General features: G+C 60.5%; 19 protein-coding genes. 10 read left to right on the top strand and 9 right to left on the bottom strand.

What is annotated here, in order from left to right:
* Positions 1–13: 13 nt before the first annotated feature.
* A complete protein-coding gene (locus ACMGG5_RS01125) occupies positions 14–1,438 on the top strand; it encodes a 6-phospho-beta-glucosidase (protein ID WP_032648036.1) in 1,425 nt (474 codons plus the stop codon).
* Positions 1,439–1,526: 88 nt separating this feature from the next.
* Here the strand turns inward: ACMGG5_RS01125 and hycI are convergent, their stop codons facing one another.
* The 9 genes from hycI to hycA all read right to left on the bottom strand — a co-directional run bounded on the left by hycI (position 1,527) and on the right by hycA (position 9,305).
* On the bottom strand, positions 1,527–1,982 hold the full coding sequence (hycI, locus tag ACMGG5_RS01130) for a hydrogenase maturation peptidase HycI (protein WP_061714557.1): 456 nt from the start codon (positions 1,980–1,982) through the stop codon (positions 1,527–1,529).
* Positions 1,975–2,385 (bottom strand): formate hydrogenlyase maturation HycH family protein, encoded by a 411-nt coding sequence (locus ACMGG5_RS01135; RefSeq protein WP_024909227.1) that lies wholly within the window; start codon positions 2,383–2,385, stop codon positions 1,975–1,977. Before ACMGG5_RS01135 ends, hycI begins: the two co-directional genes overlap by 8 nt.
* Positions 2,382–3,149, bottom strand: a complete 768-nt coding sequence (locus tag ACMGG5_RS01140; RefSeq protein ID WP_420277366.1) for an NADH-quinone oxidoreductase subunit B family protein — start codon at positions 3,147–3,149, stop codon at positions 2,382–2,384. The genes ACMGG5_RS01135 and ACMGG5_RS01140 overlap by 4 nt, the downstream gene beginning before the upstream one ends.
* On the bottom strand, positions 3,149–3,691 hold the full coding sequence (locus ACMGG5_RS01145; protein ID WP_420277368.1) for a formate hydrogenlyase complex iron-sulfur subunit: 543 nt from the start codon (positions 3,689–3,691) through the stop codon (positions 3,149–3,151). The genes ACMGG5_RS01140 and ACMGG5_RS01145 overlap by 1 nt, the downstream gene beginning before the upstream one ends.
* Positions 3,692–3,700: 9 nt before the next feature.
* Positions 3,701–5,410: a formate hydrogenlyase subunit HycE gene (hycE, locus tag ACMGG5_RS01150; protein ID WP_048993005.1), complete on the bottom strand. Its 1,710-nt coding sequence runs from the start codon at positions 5,408–5,410 to the stop codon at positions 3,701–3,703.
* 15 nt (positions 5,411–5,425) lie between these two features.
* Positions 5,426–6,349 carry a respiratory chain complex I subunit 1 family protein gene (locus ACMGG5_RS01155; protein ID WP_032648046.1) on the bottom strand — a complete coding sequence of 308 codons (924 nt, stop codon included), beginning with the start codon at positions 6,347–6,349 and terminating at the stop codon, positions 5,426–5,428.
* Between the two features lies 1 nt (position 6,350).
* Complete coding sequence (gene hycC, locus ACMGG5_RS01160) at positions 6,351–8,165, bottom strand: formate hydrogenlyase subunit 3 (RefSeq protein WP_048993007.1); 1,815 nt, start codon at positions 8,163–8,165, stop codon at positions 6,351–6,353.
* Complete coding sequence (locus ACMGG5_RS01165; protein WP_023308971.1) at positions 8,162–8,770, bottom strand: 4Fe-4S dicluster domain-containing protein; 609 nt, start codon at positions 8,768–8,770, stop codon at positions 8,162–8,164. The genes hycC and ACMGG5_RS01165 overlap by 4 nt, the downstream gene beginning before the upstream one ends.
* A gap of 70 nt (positions 8,771–8,840) precedes the next feature.
* Positions 8,841–9,305, bottom strand: coding sequence for a formate hydrogenlyase regulator HycA (hycA, locus tag ACMGG5_RS01170; protein WP_024909233.1), 465 nt, complete (start codon positions 9,303–9,305; stop codon positions 8,841–8,843).
* Positions 9,306–9,516: 211 nt separating this feature from the next.
* Here hycA and hypA point away from each other — a divergent pair, with 211 nt between their 5' ends.
* The 9 genes from hypA to ACMGG5_RS01215 all read left to right on the top strand — a co-directional run bounded on the left by hypA (position 9,517) and on the right by ACMGG5_RS01215 (position 18,207).
* Positions 9,517–9,867: a hydrogenase maturation nickel metallochaperone HypA gene (hypA, locus tag ACMGG5_RS01175; RefSeq protein WP_029739533.1), complete on the top strand. Its 351-nt coding sequence runs from the start codon at positions 9,517–9,519 to the stop codon at positions 9,865–9,867.
* A gap of 3 nt (positions 9,868–9,870) precedes the next feature.
* A complete protein-coding gene (hypB, locus tag ACMGG5_RS01180) occupies positions 9,871–10,734 on the top strand; it encodes a hydrogenase nickel incorporation protein HypB (RefSeq protein WP_420277369.1) in 864 nt (287 codons plus the stop codon).
* On the top strand, positions 10,725–10,997 hold the full coding sequence (locus tag ACMGG5_RS01185; protein WP_024909236.1) for a HypC/HybG/HupF family hydrogenase formation chaperone: 273 nt from the start codon (positions 10,725–10,727) through the stop codon (positions 10,995–10,997). Before hypB ends, ACMGG5_RS01185 begins: the two co-directional genes overlap by 10 nt.
* Positions 10,998–10,999: 2 nt before the next feature.
* Positions 11,000–12,121, top strand: coding sequence for a hydrogenase formation protein HypD (gene hypD, locus ACMGG5_RS01190; RefSeq protein WP_248165722.1), 1,122 nt, complete (start codon positions 11,000–11,002; stop codon positions 12,119–12,121).
* Complete coding sequence (gene hypE / locus ACMGG5_RS01195) at positions 12,118–13,128, top strand: hydrogenase expression/formation protein HypE (RefSeq protein ID WP_208763229.1); 1,011 nt, start codon at positions 12,118–12,120, stop codon at positions 13,126–13,128. The genes hypD and hypE overlap by 4 nt, the downstream gene beginning before the upstream one ends.
* 57 nt (positions 13,129–13,185) lie before the next feature.
* The gene (gene flhA / locus ACMGG5_RS01200) at positions 13,186–15,258 is read left to right on the top strand and encodes a formate hydrogenlyase transcriptional activator FlhA (RefSeq protein WP_420277370.1); all 2,073 of its coding nucleotides are present in this window, start codon (positions 13,186–13,188) and stop codon (positions 15,256–15,258) included.
* 152 nt (positions 15,259–15,410) lie between these two features.
* Positions 15,411–16,409 (top strand): ABC transporter substrate-binding protein, encoded by a 999-nt coding sequence (locus tag ACMGG5_RS01205; protein ID WP_420277371.1) that lies wholly within the window; start codon positions 15,411–15,413, stop codon positions 16,407–16,409.
* Positions 16,409–17,446 (top strand): FecCD family ABC transporter permease, encoded by a 1,038-nt coding sequence (locus ACMGG5_RS01210; RefSeq protein ID WP_420277372.1) that lies wholly within the window; start codon positions 16,409–16,411, stop codon positions 17,444–17,446. Before ACMGG5_RS01205 ends, ACMGG5_RS01210 begins: the two co-directional genes overlap by 1 nt.
* The gene (locus ACMGG5_RS01215; RefSeq protein WP_420277373.1) at positions 17,446–18,207 is read left to right on the top strand and encodes an ABC transporter ATP-binding protein; all 762 of its coding nucleotides are present in this window, start codon (positions 17,446–17,448) and stop codon (positions 18,205–18,207) included. Before ACMGG5_RS01210 ends, ACMGG5_RS01215 begins: the two co-directional genes overlap by 1 nt.
* The last annotated feature ends 14 nt before the right edge of the window (positions 18,208–18,221 follow it).

An 18,221-nucleotide genomic window follows, 5' to 3' on the forward strand; every position in this document is an offset into this window, starting at 1 on the left:
AAGCGAGGTAAGAATGTCTGTTTTTCCACAAGGATTTTTATGGGGCGGCGCGCTTGCCGCCAACCAGAGTGAAGGCGCTTACCGTGAGGGCGGCAAAGGGCTGACGACGGTCGATATGATCCCCCACGGCGCGAACCGCCTGGCGGTGAAGCTCGGTAAGGAAAAGCGTTTTTCGCTGCGTGACGACGAATTCTACCCGAGCCACGAGGCGATTGATTTTTACCATCGCTATAAAGAGGACATCGCCCTGATGGCGGAGATGGGCTTTACGGTGTTCCGCACCTCGATCGCCTGGAGCCGCCTCTATCCGAACGGCGACGAACCGCTGCCGAACAAAGAGGGTATTGCCTTCTACCGCGCGGTATTCGAAGAGTGCAAAAAGTACAACATCGAGCCGCTGGTAACGCTCTGCCACTTCGACGTGCCGATGCACCTGGTGACGGAGTACGGCTCGTGGCGCAACCGTAAGATGGTCGATTTCTTTGCCCGCTATGCCCGCACCTGCTTTGAGGAATTTAACGGGCTGGTGAAATACTGGCTGACCTTCAACGAAATCAACATCATGCTGCACAGCCCGTTCTCCGGCGCGGGGCTGGTGTTTGAGGAAGGCGAAAATGAAGACCAGGTGAAATACCAGGCCGCGCACCACGAGCTGGTGGCGAGCGCGCTGGCGACTAAAATTGCTCACGAGGTGAACCCGGAAAACCAGGTCGGCTGCATGCTGGCGGGTGGTAACTTCTACCCTTACTCCTGCAAGCCGGAAGACGTGTGGATGGCGCTGGAGAAAGACCGCGAGAACCTGTTCTTTATCGACGTGCAGGCGCGGGGCAGCTATCCGGCCTACTCCGCCCGGGTGTTCCGCGAGAAAGGCGTGGTGATTGTGAAAGACCCGGGTGATGATCTACTTCTGAAAAACACCGTCGACTTTGTCTCGTTCAGCTATTACGCCTCGCGCTGCGCCTCGGCGGATATGAACGCGAACAATACCAATGCGGCGAACATCGTCAAATCCCTGCGCAACCCGCATATTCAGGTGAGCGAATGGGGCTGGGGCATCGACCCGCTCGGCCTGCGCATCACCATGAACATGATGTACGACCGCTACCAGAAGCCGCTGTTCCTGGTGGAAAACGGCCTGGGAGCGAAAGATGTCGTTGATGAAAACGGCGAGATTAACGACGACTACCGCATCAGCTATCTGCGCGAGCATATCCGCGCGATGGGCGACGCGATTGAGGACGGCGTGCCGCTGATGGGCTACACCACCTGGGGCTGTATTGACCTTGTCTCTGCCTCAACCGGGGAGATGAGCAAGCGCTACGGGTTTGTCTACGTCGACCGCGACGACGCCGGGAACGGCACGCTGGAGCGCAAACGCAAGAAATCGTTCTGGTGGTATAAGAAGGTGATTGCGAGTAACGGGGCGGATCTCGAATAGCCTGTTGTCCTCACCCCAGCCCTCTCCCACAGGGAGAGGGAGATGGGTTTGGTAGGCCGGGTAAGGCGAAGCCGCCACCCGGCACTGCTCAGAGCCGGGAGAAATCCCCGTCCCCAACCCATTCCGCAAGCCGTGAATACACCACGTCCACCGCCTCCTTCACCGGCGGCGTCATCGGGTAATAAAACCCGACAATGTCCGGCTGAATACCCAAAAAGAGCACCTCGCCCACGTCGTCTTTAATCTGATCGACCAGGTAGTTCAGCGGCATATTGTGGGTAGTCATCATAAACATCTCGGCGATGTCGTCCGGGTCAATCAGGCGGATCTCGCCGGGGTTGAGTCCCATATCGGTGGCATCGACGATTAACAGCCTGTCCGGGCGCAGTTCGCGAATGGCGACCACGTCGTTTTCCGGCGCGCTGCCGCCATCAATCACCACCCAACTGCCCTGCGGGTTCGCGGCGCACATCTCCGCCAGCAGCGGACCCGCGCCGTCGTCCCCCATCATGCTGTTGCCGACACACAGTAAAACGTCAGTCACGTAATCTCCTCACCATCAGGTAGATGGCGCTCTCCTGATGAATATCGTGCAGCATGCCGAGCAGCGTTTTGCTCCACGCCTGCTGCTCGGGGGTTTGCCCGCCGAGCGCCGCGTCAAAGGCGTTGGCGAGCATCGCAATGTGGTTGGCATCGATCACGATCTCGCCGTACTTCGGCACGCCTTCCATCTTGCGACGCGCCGTACTGCCCTCCTCCAGCGTGGCGATCCACGCCAGATACTCGGACCACGGACAGCTCAGCGCCGCCTCCAGGCAGTCGATCACCCCGAGGTGATGCCCAATCGCCAGGCTGTAATAGACCACCTGCTGCGCCGCATCCGGCGTGGCATCGTTCTCATCAATAAACTTACGGCTCAGCTGGCTGAACACCACCGTTTCACTCATCGGATACGCGCCTCATCGACGATACTGTTCAGGTTCGCCACAATCTCATTGAGGCGCGGATCGTTTTCCGCCTCCAGCCAGCGTGCGACCTGATGCTCGCCCTGGCTCAGCAGGCGCAGATAGTCGTCGGCAATCTGACGGCCGTAGCGATAGCCCGCCAGCCTGCGCGCCGCGCGATCGATCTTCACCCGCAGCGGCTGCACCATATCCGGGTGCAGAATAGCCGCTGGCTGGTTGTCCAACTCGCCCGGCTCGCGCGCGTGGATTTTCTGCTCCAGCAGGCCAAGCGCCATGGCAAAGCCGTACAGCGTTGCGGCAGGCGTCGGCGGGCAGCCCGGAATGTAGACGTCCACCGGCACGATTTTGTCGGTGCCGCCCCAGACGCAGTAGAGGTCATGGAAGATGCCGCCGCTGTTGCCGCAGGCGCCGTACGAGATGCAGATTTTCGGGTCAGGGGCGGACTGCCAGGCGCGCAGCGCGGGCGAGCGCATGGCGCGGGTGACGGCCCCGGTAAACAGCAGGATGTCCGCGTGGCGCGGGGACGGCACCACTTTGATGCCGAAGCGCTCGGCGTCAAACAGCGGCGACAGGGTGGCGAAGATCTCAATCTCGCAGCCGTTGCAGCCGCCGCAGTCCACGCGGTAGACGTAGGCCGAGCGTTTGATTTTTTTCAGCAGCGACGCCTTCATGCTGGCGATGGATTCGTCCACCGTCATCGGCACCGGAATGCCGTTGTCGTCGCGCGGGCCCAGTAGGTTTTCCATCAGCTGGCCTCTCTCATATGGCGGGTAATATCAATGCGGTCGGACGGCAGCAGGCACTTCTGACGCTTGCACGCCGGGCAGGTTTCAAAGCTTTCACGGTGATGCTCCGCGCGGGCGTCGCCGTTGCGCTGCAGCAGCGCGATGGCGTAGTCGATCTCTTTCTGCACGGCGAACGGGCGTTTGCAGACGCGGCAGTTGCACAGGTCAAAGCGCGACTGCTGCAGGAAGTCTTCTTTCTTCCATACCGCCAGCTCGTACTCCTGCGACAGACGAATGGCGACCGTCGGGCACACCTCCTCGCAGCGGCCGCAGAAGATGCAGCGCCCGAGGTTGAACTGCCAGGCCAGCTCGCCGGTTTTGAGATCCGTTTCCACCGTTAAGGCGTTCGACGGACAGGCATTGACGCAGGCCGCGCAGCCGATGCACTGCTGCGGATTGTGCTCCGGCTTGCCGCGAAAGTTTTTATCCACCGGCATCGGCTCCAGCGGATAGCTGCTGGTCTGCGTGCCCGTTTTGATCACTTTTTTGATAAAGGTAAACATGGCGAGTCCTTATTTCAGCGGCGAGTTTTTACGCTCGATGCTGTAGCGCTCAAGCTCTTTGTACGGCACCACCTGGCTTTTCTTCTTGCGCACATCGACTACGGTCATGCGGTCGGTGCAGGAGTAGCACGGGTCGAGGCTGCCGATGATCAGCGGCGCGTCAGAGACGGTGTTACCGCGCAGCATGTAGCGCAGGGTTGGCCAGTTGGCGTAGGTGGCCGCGCGGCAACGCCAGCGGTAGAGCTTCTGGTTGTCGCCGGTCATGCTCCAGTGGATATCGTCCCCGCGCGGCGCTTCGGCAAAGCCAAGGGCAAAGCGGTTCGGGATGTAGGTGAAGCCCTCCACCATCAGCGGGCCGCCCGGCAGGTTGTCCAGACCAAAGTCGATCATGTTCAGGGCGGTGAACACCTCGTTGATGCGCACCTTGAGCCGCGAGATGACGTCGCAGCCCTGCTCGCTGTGCACGGTCATCGGCAGCAGGCCGTAGCCGACGAACGGGTGATCGGCGCGGGTATCGCGGGCGTGGCCGCTGGCGCGCACCATCGGGCCGACGTTGCTGAAGTCGCGGGCAATTTCCGGGTCAAGGCGGCCAATGCCGACGGTGCGCTGCTCAATGTTTGGCGTGCTGAGCAGCATGTCCACCAGCTCCTGCACGTCGCGGCGCATCTGCTGCGCCAGCTGGCGGGTCTGGATCATGTCGTCCTTCAGCAGGTCGCGGCGGATCCCGCCGATCAGGTTCAGGCCGTAGGTTTTACGCGCCCCGGTGAGGATCTCCGCCATCTTCATCGACGCTTCGCGCACGCGGAAGAACTGCATAAACCCGGAATCAAAGCCGACAAAGTGGCAGGCCAGGCCGAGGTTCAGCAGGTGCGAGTGCAGGCGCTCCACCTCCAGCAGAATGGCGCGGATCATCTGCGCGCGCTCCGGCACCACGATCCCCATGCCGTTCTCCACCGAGGTGGTGTAGGCGGTGCTGTGGGCAAAGCCGCAAATGCCGCACACGCGGTCAGAGAGGAACGTCACTTCGTTGTAGCCCATGCGGGTTTCCGCCAGCTTTTCCATGCCGCGGTGGACGTAGAACAGGCGGTAGTCGGCGTCGATAATGTTTTCACCGTCGACGAACAGGCGGAAGTGGCCCGGCTCGTCAGAGGTGACGTGCAGCGGGCCGATCGGCACCACGTTATTCTTCTTGCTGCCCAGCTCGTTGATGAATTCGTAGGTTTCGCTGTCGGTAGTCGGCGCCGGGCGCTGGCGGTAGTCCATGCTGTCTTTGCGCAGCGGATAGAGCTCGTCCGGCCAGTCGTCCGGTAGCACCAGGCGGCGCTCGTCCGGCAGGCCGACCGGCACCAGGCCGTACATGTCGCGCACTTCGCGCTCGCCCCAGACGGCGGCAGGCACGCGCGGCGTGACGGACGGATATTCCGGCTTATTCGGGTCGACTTCGACGCGCACGGTGAGCCAGCATTTTTCGCCCTGCTCCATCGACATCACGTAGTACACCGCATAGCTGCCGCACAGCTGGCGCTCGTCGTTGCCGAACAGTACCGACAGCCAGCCGCCCTGCCGGTAGTAGAGAAACTCCACCACTTCCGGCAGATAATTCACCTTTACGGTGACGGTTACCTGGTCTTTGGTTTGCCAGGACTCCTCCAGCACCACGCCGGGGAAAGCCTGATGCAATGCGGCGAGATACTGCTGACCTTTCTTTTCTTCAGACATAAATACTCTCTTTAATCACGCCACCAGCAAGGAGACGAACGCTAAAAATGCAAAACCAAAACCGGCCCAGGTGATGCGTGACGTTTCGACAAAACGCAGGCGCGCCATGCTGTTTTCAAACAGGGCAATCACCAGCACGCCGACCAGCAGCTTGAGGACGGCAACCACGACGGCCAGCAGCAGACCGCCCGCGGAGAAGTGCGTCATCTGCCCCCACGGGAAGAAGACGCCGACAAACATCTGCAGCACCACCAGCTGCTTGAGGCTGATGCCCCACTTCAGCACCGCGAAGCCGTAGCCGCTGTACTCGGTAAGCGGCCCTTCCTGCAGCTCCTGCTCGGCTTCCGCCAGGTCGAACGGCAGTTTGCCCATCTCAATGAAGGTGGCGAACGCGCAGGCGCACAGCGCCAGCACCAGCGGGATTGAGCGCGCCACCGGCCAGTGGTAAACGGTGTGGGTGATAAAGCTGATGTGGGTGGAACCCGCCACCTGCGCGGCGACCCACAGCCCCAGCAGCAGGATCGGCTCAACCAGCACGCCGAGCATCGCCTCGCGGCTGGCACCGATGCCGGTAAACGGGCTCCCGGTGTCGAGGCCCGCAATCGCAAAGAAGAAACGGGCGATGGCAAAGAGGTAGATAAGCGTAATCAGATCCCCGAGCGCCGGCAGCGGCGATCCTACCGTCACCACCGGCAGCGCGGTGGCGATGGTCAGCATGACGCCCACCATCACGAAGGGCGTCAGGCGGAAGACCCAGCCTGCGGCATCCGGCGCCACGCTCTGACGAGAAAGCAGTTTGAAGAGATCGCGGTACTCCTGAAGCACCCCAGGCCCGCGACGGTTGTGCATCCGGGCGCGCGCCACGCGCGTGATGCCCGACAGCAGCGGCGCGGCGGCGAACAGCACCAGCGCCTGAAGAATTGCCAGTAACAAACTCATGTCAGGCTCCTCGTGAAATCACAATGACCACCAGCACCGCCAGCTCGATGGCCGCCAGACGGCGGAACAGCGCGGGCGCGGCGGCGCTCTGCCAGCCGGGTACCCAGGCCACCGGATTCAACCAGTGGCGCAGCTTCAGCACGGCGGCGAAGTTCTCCTTCACCGGCATGGCGAAACCGTGGGCTGTGATAACCATCGACTGTTCATGTTCGTAGCCGCAGGCCCACGCCGCACCGCGCGCGCGGGAGGTGAGCCTGTCGCGTTTGAAGAACAGCATCAGGACGAGCGGCAGCAGCGGTGCGCCAATCAGCAGCAGCGCGATCATAGGCTGAGAGACGGTGGTATTCGCCACGGTCAGCGGCAGCGGAATGGCGTTGCCCAGCAGCGGCAACAGCCACGGCGCGGCGACGCCGCCCGCGATGCAGCACAGCGCCAGCGCGACCACGCTCACGCCCATCAACAACGGTGCGCAGCAGGCGTTTTCAGCTTCGCGGGTGCGCGGCGCGCCGAGGAAGGTCACGCCGTAGACTTTCGCCATGCACATCACCGCCAGCGCCCCGGTAATTGCCAGCCCGACCGCCAGCAGCGGGCCGAGCAAACGCGCGATAAAGAGATCGCTCTGACCGAGCGCGAAGAAGGACTGATAGATCACCCACTCCCCGGCAAAGCCGTTCAGCGGCGGCAGCGCGGCCATCGCCATCAGCCCGACCAGCATCGCCAGTGAAATTACCGGCATCTTTTTGCCAATCCCGCCCAGCTTTTCGATATCCCGATGGCCGGTGCGGAACCAGACGCTGCCCGCCCCGAGGAACAGGGTGCTTTTAAACAGGCTATGGTTAACAAGGTGATAAAGACCGCCGATAAAACCGGCCGCGATTAGCGCCGGATGATTGAGCGCCAGCCCGGTTACGCCCGCGCCAATACCGAGCAGGATGATGCCGATATTTTCAAGCGTGTGGTACGCCAGAAGACGCTGGATATTGTGCTCCATCAGCGCGTACAGGCCGCCGACGAACGCGGTAATCATTCCGGCGATCAGCAGCACAACGCCCCACCACAGCGGCGGTTGTCCGCCGGTCAGCGTAATCGCCAAAATTCCGAACAGACCCACTTTCATCACCACCACCGAAAACAGCGCGGCGGCGGGCGCGGAGGCATTCGCATGCGCCTGCGGCACCCAGCCGTGCAGCGGGATGATGCCAGCGAGCAGGCCAAAGCCGATAACGCCCAGCAGCCAGACGTCATTCCCCAGCGGATGCCCGTTGAGCGCAGAGAAATCCAGCGTGCCAAAGCGTTGCCACACCAGCCAGCAGGCCAGCGCCAGCAGCAGCGTCCCAAGGCGTCCCAGCGCAAACCACAGCTTGCCGGAGGCGCTGCAGCCCGTCAGGAACACGCCGCACAGCGCCATGATTTCCGCCATCACCACCAGCGCGCCGAGGTTGCTGGCGATAACGGTACAGACCGCCGTCGCCATCAGCAGATTGACCAGCAGGCCGTTGGCTTTAGCGTGCGGGTGGCGGTGCCAGTCGATATTGAACAGGCTGATAAACAGCCCGCACAGACCAAACGTCACCAGCCAGATGGCGTTCAGGGGCGTGATCTCAACGGTGTGCCGAATCAGCGGCATCACGGTTTCTGCGGACTGGCCGCCGAGCAGGACAACGCCGCCTGCCGCCAGCGTCATCAGGCTAGCTACCGCCCCGCCAATCCCGGCGATCGCGCCGCTCAGGGTTTTATGGAATGAGAAGATCAGCGCCAGAACAGCGGCGGCAGTAAAACAGGCTACCGCGCTGGTAATCATCATTGCCGCGTTCATTTCGCCCCCTCGTTAAGCGCCTGTAGCAGAGAAAGGTCGCCAAAATCACTGTTGATGGTCAGCTCGCGTTTACGCTTGCTGGTACGGGCGATGTCGCGAATGTTAACCAGAATCAATGCCTTAGTCGGGCAGGTGCGCACGCAGGCCGGACCCTGCTCATCGAAGCTGCACAGGTCGCACTTCACCGCCACGGCGCGGATGCCGGGCACCCAGTCCAGCAGCGTGCTTACGCGTGCCGGAGCCGGTGGCGCAGGCGGGGCTTTTGGCGAGTTAGCGTTCGCCGGAATGTGCAGCGGACGGCTGCCGGAAAATTCAATCGCGCCAAACGGGCAGGCGATGCCGCACAGCTTGCAGCTTACGCACAGGCTTTCGTTCAGCTGGACAGCGCCATCAACACGGGTGATGGCATTCACTGGGCAGACACCCGCGCAGGGAGCATCTTCACAGTGATGGCAGAGCTGCGGGGCAGACTCTTTTTCATTACGCATGACGTGCAGGCGCGGCATGGACTGCAGCCCATGCAGGCGATGCGTTTCCGAACACGCCGCCTCACAGGTTCGACAGCCAATACAGACCGTCGAGTCGGCAATTACAAAACGGTTCACCGGGTCATCCTCTGGTGATAGTCATTTTTGACGAAAAACTGTCTTGTCGACACTTCTCGACACGCAAGGGTCAGGCCACGTTAGCTGAGGTATTTCCGTCCATCAGCTGCTTCAGGTTGACCGGGAGATCGCGTTCAACGGCGGCGTACAGGCCGTTATAGACCGGCGCGATTTTTTCCAGATAGTGCTCCAGCACCTGCTGGCGATCGCGGTTGCTGACGTGGCCGTCCACCATGCCGTCGGCCATCAGCTGCGCCTTCGCAATACACTGTTTTTCGCCGTCTTTTGTCTCGAGGTGGTACTCAATGGTGTGGCTGTTGAAGTTATCCGCCAGGGTCACGTTAATGGTGAAATGGCCGAACAGGACAAAGCTCATATCCCCCTGTGCCGCGCAGCTCATCGCGTGGTGAAGACGCGCTTTCGAGAGGGTAATGCCCTGAACCAGCGAGTTGCAGTAAAGGTGCCACTGGTCCTGCAGCTGCTGATGACGCTGCGCGATGTAATCCGCTTTTTCGCTGATTTCCCAAATAGTCATAGAAGGTATCCGTTTAATGGAGATAGCGGCTGTTAAGCAGATTCCATGCCAGTTTTTATCTTTATGATTTTTAATGTGTTTAATTGCAAAACCGCTGTCAACGCCGCGGTGTCGACGTGTCATTTCGACAGCGTTGACATCGTCACGCCTTAACAAAAATCAAGCTGGCATCGTTATTGCATTCAATGGCGCAATTCACTGAGGAGGCGTCATGCACGAAATCACCCTCTGCCAGCGGGCTCTGGAACTTATCGAGCAGCAGGCAGTGCAAAACCACGCGAAACGCGTTACCGGCGTCTGGCTGAAGGTCGGGGCGTTTTCCTGCGTCGAGACCAGCGCCCTGAATTTCTGTTTTGAACTGGTGTGCCGCGGCACGCTGGCGGAAGGCTGCGAACTGCATATTGAAGAGCAGCAGGCGGAGTGCTGGTGCGAACAGTGCCAGCAGTACGTCACCCTGCTGTCATCGAAGGTTCAGCGCTGTCCGCAGTGTCAGAGCACTGGTCTTCGCATCGTGGCGGATGACGGCATGCAGATCCAACGCCTCGAAATCGAGAAGGAGTAAAGTATGTGTAGCACCTGCGGTTGCGCCGAAGGCAACCTGTATATAGAAGGGGATGAACATCGCCCCCATTCCGCGTTTCGCTCCGCGCCCTTTTCTCCTGCCCCACGCCCTTCTGCGGCACTGACCGGTATCACCTTCGCCCCGCAACGCTCCGAGGCGGGCGATCTGCATTACGGCCATGGGGAAGCGGGCACCCACGCGCCGGGTATCAGCCAGCGCCAGATGCTGGAAGTGGAAATCAACGTGCTGGACAAAAATAACCAGATCGCCGCCCGCAACCGCGCCCGCTTTGCCACCCGCAAACAGCTGGTGCTGAACCTGGTCTCCAGCCCCGGCTCCGGCAAAACCACGCTGTTAACGGAAACGCTCAAACGCCTGAACGGGCGCGTCTCCTGCGCGGTGATTGAAGGCGACCAGCAAACCGTTAACGACGCGGCGCGTATTCGCGCAACCGGCACCCCGGCGATTCAGGTTAATACCGGCAAAGGCTGCCACCTGGATGCGCAGATGATTGCCGACGCCGCCCCGCGTCTGCCGCTGGCGGATGACGGCATTCTGTTTATTGAAAACGTCGGCAACCTGGTCTGCCCGGCGAGCTTCGACCTGGGCGAACGGCACAAGGTGGCGGTGCTTTCGGTGACCGAAGGCGAAGACAAACCGCTGAAGTACCCGCATATGTTTGCCGCTGCGTCCGTCATGCTGCTGAACAAAGTCGACCTGCTGCCGTACCTGAATTTCGACGTGGATAGGTGCCTGGCGTATGCCCATGAAGTGAATCCGGAGATTGAGATCCTGCTGGTCTCCGCCACGCGCGGTGACGGCATGGACAGTTGGCTACAGTGGCTGGAGAACGAGCGATGTGCATAGGCGTACCTGGGCAAATTTACGCCATCGACGGTAATCAGGCCAAAGTCGAGGTCTGCGGCATCCTGCGCGACGTGGACCTGACGCTGGTGGGCAACACAGATGAAACGGGCGCATCGCGTCTCGGCCAGTGGGTGCTGGTGCACGTGGGGTTTGCCATGAGCGTGATTAACGAAGCGGAAGCCCGCGACACGCTGGATGCGTTGCAGAACATGTTTGACGTGGAGCCGGACGTGGGCGCGCTGCTGTACGGCGAGGAGCGGTAATCATGCGTTACGTTGATGAATACCGCGCGCCGGAGCAGGTGCTGCAGCTTATCGGCTACCTGAAAACGCGCGCAGCGCTGCTGGACTACACGACAGAAAGACCGCTGCGGATCATGGAGGTGTGCGGCGGGCACACGCACGCCATCTTCAAATTTGGCCTCGACCAGCTGCTGCCGGAGAACATCGAGTTTATCCACGGCCCCGGCTGCCCGGTCTGCGTGCTGCCGATGGGGCGCATCGACAGCTGTATTGAAATTGCCAGCCAGCCCGACGTCATTTTCTGCACCTTTGGCGACGCGATGCGCGTGCCGGGGAAAAACGGCTCGCTGCTGCAGGCAAAAGCGCGCGGTGCGGACGTGCGGATCGTCTATTCGCCGATGGATGCCCTGACGCTGGCAGAGAATAATCCCGCGCGCAAGGTGGTGTTTTTCGGCCTGGGGTTTGAAACCACCATGCCCGCCACCGCCATCACGCTGCAGCAGGCGAAAGCGCGCGGCGTCGATAACTTTTTCTTCTTCTGCCAGCACATTACGCTTATCCCCACCCTGCGCAGCCTGCTGGAAGAGCCGGGAAACGGCATTGACGCCTTTCTGGCACCGGGGCATGTCAGCATGGTGATTGGCACAGACGCCTACGGTTTTATCGCTGAACAGTACAATCGTCCGTTAGTGGTCGCTGGTTTCGAACCACTTGATCTACTGCAAGGTGTCACCATGCTGGTTGAGCAGAAAATAGCGGCCCTGAGTGCAGTGGAAAACCAGTACCGGCGCGTGGTGCCGGATGCGGGAAATGAACGGGCACAGCAGGCGATAGCCGACGTGTTTAGCGTTGAGGGCGACAGCGAATGGCGTGGTCTGGGGCTGATTGCCGAATCCGGCGTGCGCCTGACGTCAGCCTATCGCACATTCGACGCCGAAGCGCATTTCCGCCCGCAGCCGCAGCAGGTTTGCGACGATCCACGGGCCCGCTGCGGCGAGGTGCTCACCGGCAAATGCAAACCGCATCAGTGCCCGTTATTTGGCAATACCTGCAACCCGCAAACGGCGTTTGGCGCGCTGATGGTCTCCTCCGAAGGGGCGTGTGCCGCGTGGTATCAGTATCGCAACCAGGAGAGTGAAGCATGAATACGGTTGAAATGGCGCACGGTAGCGGCGGACAGGCGATGCAGCAGCTCATTAACCGGCTGTTTATGGCGGCCTTTAACAACCCCTGGCTCGCCGAACAGGAAGACCAGGCGCGCATTGACCTCGCCACCCTCACCGCCCAGGGCGACAGGCTGGCCTTCTCCACCGACAGCTACGTCATTGACCCGCTGTTCTTCCCGGGTGGCGATATCGGCAAGCTCGCCGTCTGCGGCACGGCCAACGACGTGGCCGTCAGCGGCGCCGTTCCGCGCTACCTCTCCTGCGGGTTTATCCTCGAGGAGGGCCTGCCGATGGAGACGCTCACAACAGTGGTCAACAGCATGGCGCAGACCGCGCGCGAGGCGGGGATAGCTATCGTAACCGGCGATACCAAAGTGGTGCAGCGCGGTGCGGCCGACAAGCTGTTTATCAACACCGCCGGCGTGGGGGCGATCCCCGCCGATATTCACTGGGGCGCGCAGCAGCTTAGCGTGGGCGACGTGCTGATCGTGACCGGAACGCTGGGCTGTCACGGGGCGACCATCCTGAATCTGCGCGAAGGCCTGGGGCTGGACGGGGAACTGCGCAGCGACTGCGCGGTGCTCACCCCGCTGATTCAGACGCTGCGTGCCGTACCCGGCGTCAAAGCCCTGCGGGACGCCACGCGAGGCGGCGTGAATGCCGTGGTCCACGAATTTGCAGCAAGCTGCGGGTATGGGATTGAACTCACCGAGCGCAGCCTGCCCGTTAAGCCCGCCGTTCGCGGGCTTTGCGAACTGCTGGGGCTGGACCCGCTTAACTTCGCAAACGAAGGCAAATTGGTGATTGGCGTTGAACGTGCGGCAGCGGAAGCCGTTCTTGAACAGCTGCGGGCTCATCCGTCAGGAAAAGAGGCGGCAATGATTGGTGAAGTGGTTGAGCGCAAAGGGGTGCGCCTGACCGGGCTTTATGGCGTGAAGCGCACGCTGGATCTGCCGCACGCGGAACCTTTACCCCGTATTTGCTAGAACCGCGCCAAAAGCGGTCAGCATGGATTTTTTTGCTCGTTTCTACTGGAAAGCACTATGCCGTATACACCGATGAGCGATCTTGGACAGCAGGGCCTGTTTGACATCACGCGCACACTTTTACAGCAGCCCGATCTCGGCGCGCTGAGCGATGCCCTGACCCGGCTGGTCAGGCAGTCGGCGCTGGCCGACAGCGCCGCGATTGTACTGTGGCATAGCGGAACGCACCGTGCGAGCTACTACTCAACGCGTGACAATGGCAAAACGTTCGAATATGAAGACGAAACGTATCTCGCTCATGGCCCGGTGCGCCGCATTCTCTCCCGGCCTGAAGTGCTGCACTGCAATTTTGAGGAGTTCCGCCAGGCGTGGCCGCGGCTGGCACAGAGCAACCTTTATCAACCTTTCGGGCATTACTGCATGTTGCCGCTGGCGGCAGAGGGTCAGATTTTTGGCGGCTGCGAGTTTATCCGCACCACCGACCAGCCCTGGAGCGAGGCGGAATACGAACGCCTGCACACCTTTACCCAGATTGTGGCCGTCGTCGCTGAGCAGATCCAAAGCCGCGTGACCAATAATGTGGATTACGACCTGCTGAGCCGCGAACGCGACAACTTCCGCATTCTGGTCGCCATCACCAACGCCGTGCTGTCACGGCTCGACATGGATGAACTGGTGAGCGAAGTCTCGAAAGAGATCCACCACTATTTCAAAATCGACGCCATCAGCATTGCGCTTCGCGGCCATCGCAAGGGCAAGCTGAACATCTACTCCACGCATTATCTTGATGAAGCCAACCCGGCACACGAGCAGAGCGAAGTGGATGAAGCGGGGACCCTTTCTGAACGGGTCTTCAAAAGCAAAGAGATCCTCCTGCTCAACCTGAACGAGCAGGATCCTGTCGCGCCGTACGAGCGAATGCTGTTTAACACCTGGGGCAACAAAATTCAGACCCTGTGCCTGCTGCCGCTGATGTCCGGCAACACCATGCTGGGCGTGCTTAAGCTGGCGCAGTGTGAGGAGGGCGTGTTCACCACCGCCAACCTGAAGCTGCTGCGTCAGATCGCCGAACGTATTTCCATCGCCCTGGATAACGCCCTCGCCTACCAGGAAATTCATCGTCTGAAAGAGCGTCTGGTGGATGAGAACCTGGCCCTGACCGAACAGCTCAACAACGTGGACAGCGAGTTTGGTGAAATCATCGGGCGCAGCGACGCCATGTACAGCGTGCTCAAGCAGGTCGAGATGGTGGCGCAAAGCGACAGCACGGTGCTGATCCTGGGCGAAACCGGTACGGGTAAAGAGCTGATTGCCCGCGCCATCCACAACCTGAGCAACCGCAACAGCCGACGGATGGTGAAGATGAACTGCGCCGCGATGCCCGCAGGACTGCTGGAAAGCGATCTGTTCGGCCACGAGCGCGGTGCATTCACCGGGGCAAGCAGCCAGCGGCTGGGCCGTTTTGAGCTGGCGGACAAAAGCTCGCTGTTCCTCGACGAAGTGGGCGATATGCCGCTGGAGCTACAGCCGAAACTGCTGCGCGTGTTGCAGGAGCAGGAGTTTGAGCGCCTGGGAAGCAACAAGCTTATCCAGACCGACGTGCGGCTGATTGCCGCCACCAACCGCGATCTGAAAAAAATGGTCGCAGACCGCGAGTTTCGCAGCGACCTTTACTATCGCCTGAACGTGTTCCCGATCTTCCTGCCGCCGCTGCGCGAGCGCCCGGAAGATATCCCCCTGCTGGTCAAAGCGTTTACCGCCAAGATCGCGCGCAGGATGGGGCGAAATATCGACAGCATTCCTGCCGAGACGTTGCGTACCCTTTCATCGATGGAGTGGCCCGGCAACGTGCGCGAGCTGGAAAACGTCATCGAACGTGCGGTGCTGCTGACGCGGGGGAATGTGCTGCAGCTCTCCCTGCCTGAAGTGACGCTGCCTGACGTGACCCTGCCCGCCGCCGAGACAGCGAAAGAGGGAGAAGATGAATATCAGCTCATTATGCGCGTGCTGAAAGAGACCAACGGCGTGGTCGCCGGGCCAAAAGGTGCCGCCCAGCGCCTGGGGTTAAAACGCACCACCCTGCTGTCGCGCATGAAGCGACTCGGGATTGAGAAAGAGAGCCTGGCTTAAGCCCCTACTCTGGCGGTGTTTTCTGGCACCGCCTTTCGTTACCCCGCGTAATAGTCCCTCATTGACACAAAATCGTTTCCTCTGTATAAAATTCCGCCTTAATAATGAGTTTCATTTGCATCAATAATAATATTAATCAAGGGTAGCGTTTCATGAAGAAGGTCATCTGCGCGTTAGGCCTGGCGGTTGCGTCGGTCAGTTCTGCTCTGGCAACCACATATCCTCTGACCATTGAAAACTGTGGCTATAAAGAAACATTCACCAAAGCGCCGGAACGCGTCGTGGCCCTGGGCCAGAATACCGTCGAAATTTTGCTCCTGCTGGGGCTGGAAGATAAGGTGAAGGCCAGCGCCTTCTGGCCGACCAAAGTGCTGCCGCAGCTGGCGGAACAGAATGCAAAAATCAAAACCCTGACGGTCGAAATCCCTACCCTTGAATCCGTGCTTGCGCAAAATCCCGACTTTGTCCCCGCCCAGACGCCGCTGTTGCTGGGGCCGGAAAGCAAGGTCGCAAAACGCGAAGACCTGATGACCCTGGGCATGAACAGCTACGTGTCACCGGGCATGTGCGCGACTAAAAAAGCCACCGGCGATATGTACGGCAGCCGCCAGAAACTGTGGGATATGACGTATCTCTATCAGGAGATTGAGGATTTCGCCAAAATCTTTAACGTTGAAGATCGCGGTCAGGCCGTGATTGCCGATTTCAAAAAGCGCGAGGCCGACCTGCGTAAGGAATTCGGCAAGAACAAAAAAGACCTGTCGTTTGTCTTCTGGTTCTCCAGCTCCTCCCCCTCTGCGGACGCCTACGTCGGCGGTAAAAACAGCCCTTCCGGGTTTATCGCGAGCCTGATGGGCGGGCATAACGCCATCACCTCCGAGACCGAATGGCCGACCGTGGGTTGGGAGAGCATTATTGCCGCCAATCCGGATGTGATTGTGGTCTCCAGCCTGGATCGCAACCGCTGGGCGCTGGATAACGCACAAGAGAAAATCAAATTCCTGAAGAGCGATCCGGCGGTCAGCCAGCTGGACGCCGTGAAAAAAGGCCACATCGTGGTGATGGACGGCCAGGCGATGAACCCGACGATCCGCACGATTTATGGGGCTGAGCAGGTCGGCGAACAGCTCAGAAAACTGGGGCTGAACTGATGACATCCGCCGTTCTTCAGGCCCGGCAGAGCCTGGTTCTGACGACCTCGGCTTTGCTCGCCCTGGTACTGCTATTTCTGGTGATCGCCCTGAGCGTCAGCGTCGGCGAGCTGTCCATCCCGCTGGATAACGTGTTTTACGCCATCAGCAATAAAATGGGGCTTACCGAGGTTCCGCTCACTCGCATCTATGAGAGCGTCATCTGGGACTTTCGCCTGAGCCGCGCGCTGGTGGCGGCCTGCTGCGGCGCGGGGCTGGCCATCTGCGGTGCCGTATTGCAGAGCCTGCTGAAGAACGCGCTGGCGGAACCCTACGTGCTCGGCGTGTCCGCGGGCGCGTCGACCGGGGCGGTTTCTGTCGTCGTATTAGGGATCGGCACCGGTGCGGTGTCTCTCTCCGCCGGTGCCTTTGCCGGGGCGTTCGCCGCGTTTGCGTTTGTCGCGTTTCTGACGAACGGCGCGCGCGGCGGGAATGAACGGACCATTCTGGCAGGGGTCGCCGCCTCGCAGCTTTTCAACGCCATTACCGCCTACACCATCAGCACCTCCGCCAGCGCCCAGCAGGCGCGCGACGTGATGTTCTGGCTGCTGGGCAGCTTCAGCGGCGTACGCTGGCCTGAATTCCAGCTGGCGCTGGTCGTGGTACTGATTGGATTAGCCGTTTGCCTCTACTATTCCCGGGCGCTGGATGCCTTCACGTTCGGTGATGACGCCGCCGCCTCTTTAGGTATTGCCGTCCCGTGGGTGCGCCTGACGCTCTTTACCACTACCGCGCTGATTACCGCGACCATCGTCAGCATGGCGGGGTCAATCGGCTTTGTCGGGCTGGTGGTGCCGCACGTGATACGCTTCCTGTTCGGGCCGCTGCACCGCACGCTGCTGATTGCCAGCGCGCTGGCAGGGGCGATCCTGATGGTGCTGGCAGACATTGCCTCGCGCATGCTGATTGCACCGCAAAGCCTGCCCGTCGGGGTGGTCACCGCGCTGGTGGGCGTCCCCTTCTTTGCCGTGATTATCTACCGTTCAAGGAATAAGTGATGAGCATCTGCGCGGAAAATATTACCTGGAAGGTCGGCAAAAAGGTCATCGTTAATGACGTCTCGCTGAAGGTGTCACGGGGCGAAACGGTAGGACTGCTTGGCCCTAACGGCTGCGGGAAATCGTCTCTTTTACGGATCCTCGCGGGGCTGCGTCGCCCGGATGCTGGCTGCGTTACCCTGGACGGGCAGGACATCTCCCGCATCGCCAAAAAGCAGCTTGCCCGCCGGGTCGCCTTCGTGGAGCAGCACGGCATGACGGACGCCAATATGCGCGTGCGCGACGTGGTGAAACTTGGGCGTATTCCACACCACTCCGCCTTTTCCAACTGGAGCAACCACGATGACGAAACCGTCACCGCCGCTCTGCAGCGCGTGGATATGCTGGATAAAAGTGGCCAGGGCTGGCTGAGCCTCTCCGGCGGCGAGCGCCAGCGCGTCCACATTGCCCGCGCGCTGGCCCAGACCCCGACGGAAATCCTGCTGGATGAACCGACCAACCACCTGGACATTCATCATCAGATGCAGCTGATGCAGTTGATCAGCGAATTACCGGTCACCAGCATTGTCGCTATCCACGATCTCAACCATGCCTCGATGTTCTGCGACACGCTGATTGTGATGCAGAAAGGACAAATTGTGGCGACGGGGACACCGCAGGACATCTTATCCGAGTCGTTGCTCTGGGACGTCTTCCGGGTCAAAACCAAAATCGAGATCTCGCCGTTCCATGGCAAAAAGCACATCCACTTTATCGTTTAGGGGCGAGTGAACAA

The sequence above is a fragment of the Enterobacter sp. BNK-34 genome (assembly GCF_048684445.1).
Classification (GTDB): Bacteria; Pseudomonadota; Gammaproteobacteria; order Enterobacterales; family Enterobacteriaceae; genus Enterobacter; species Enterobacter pseudoroggenkampii.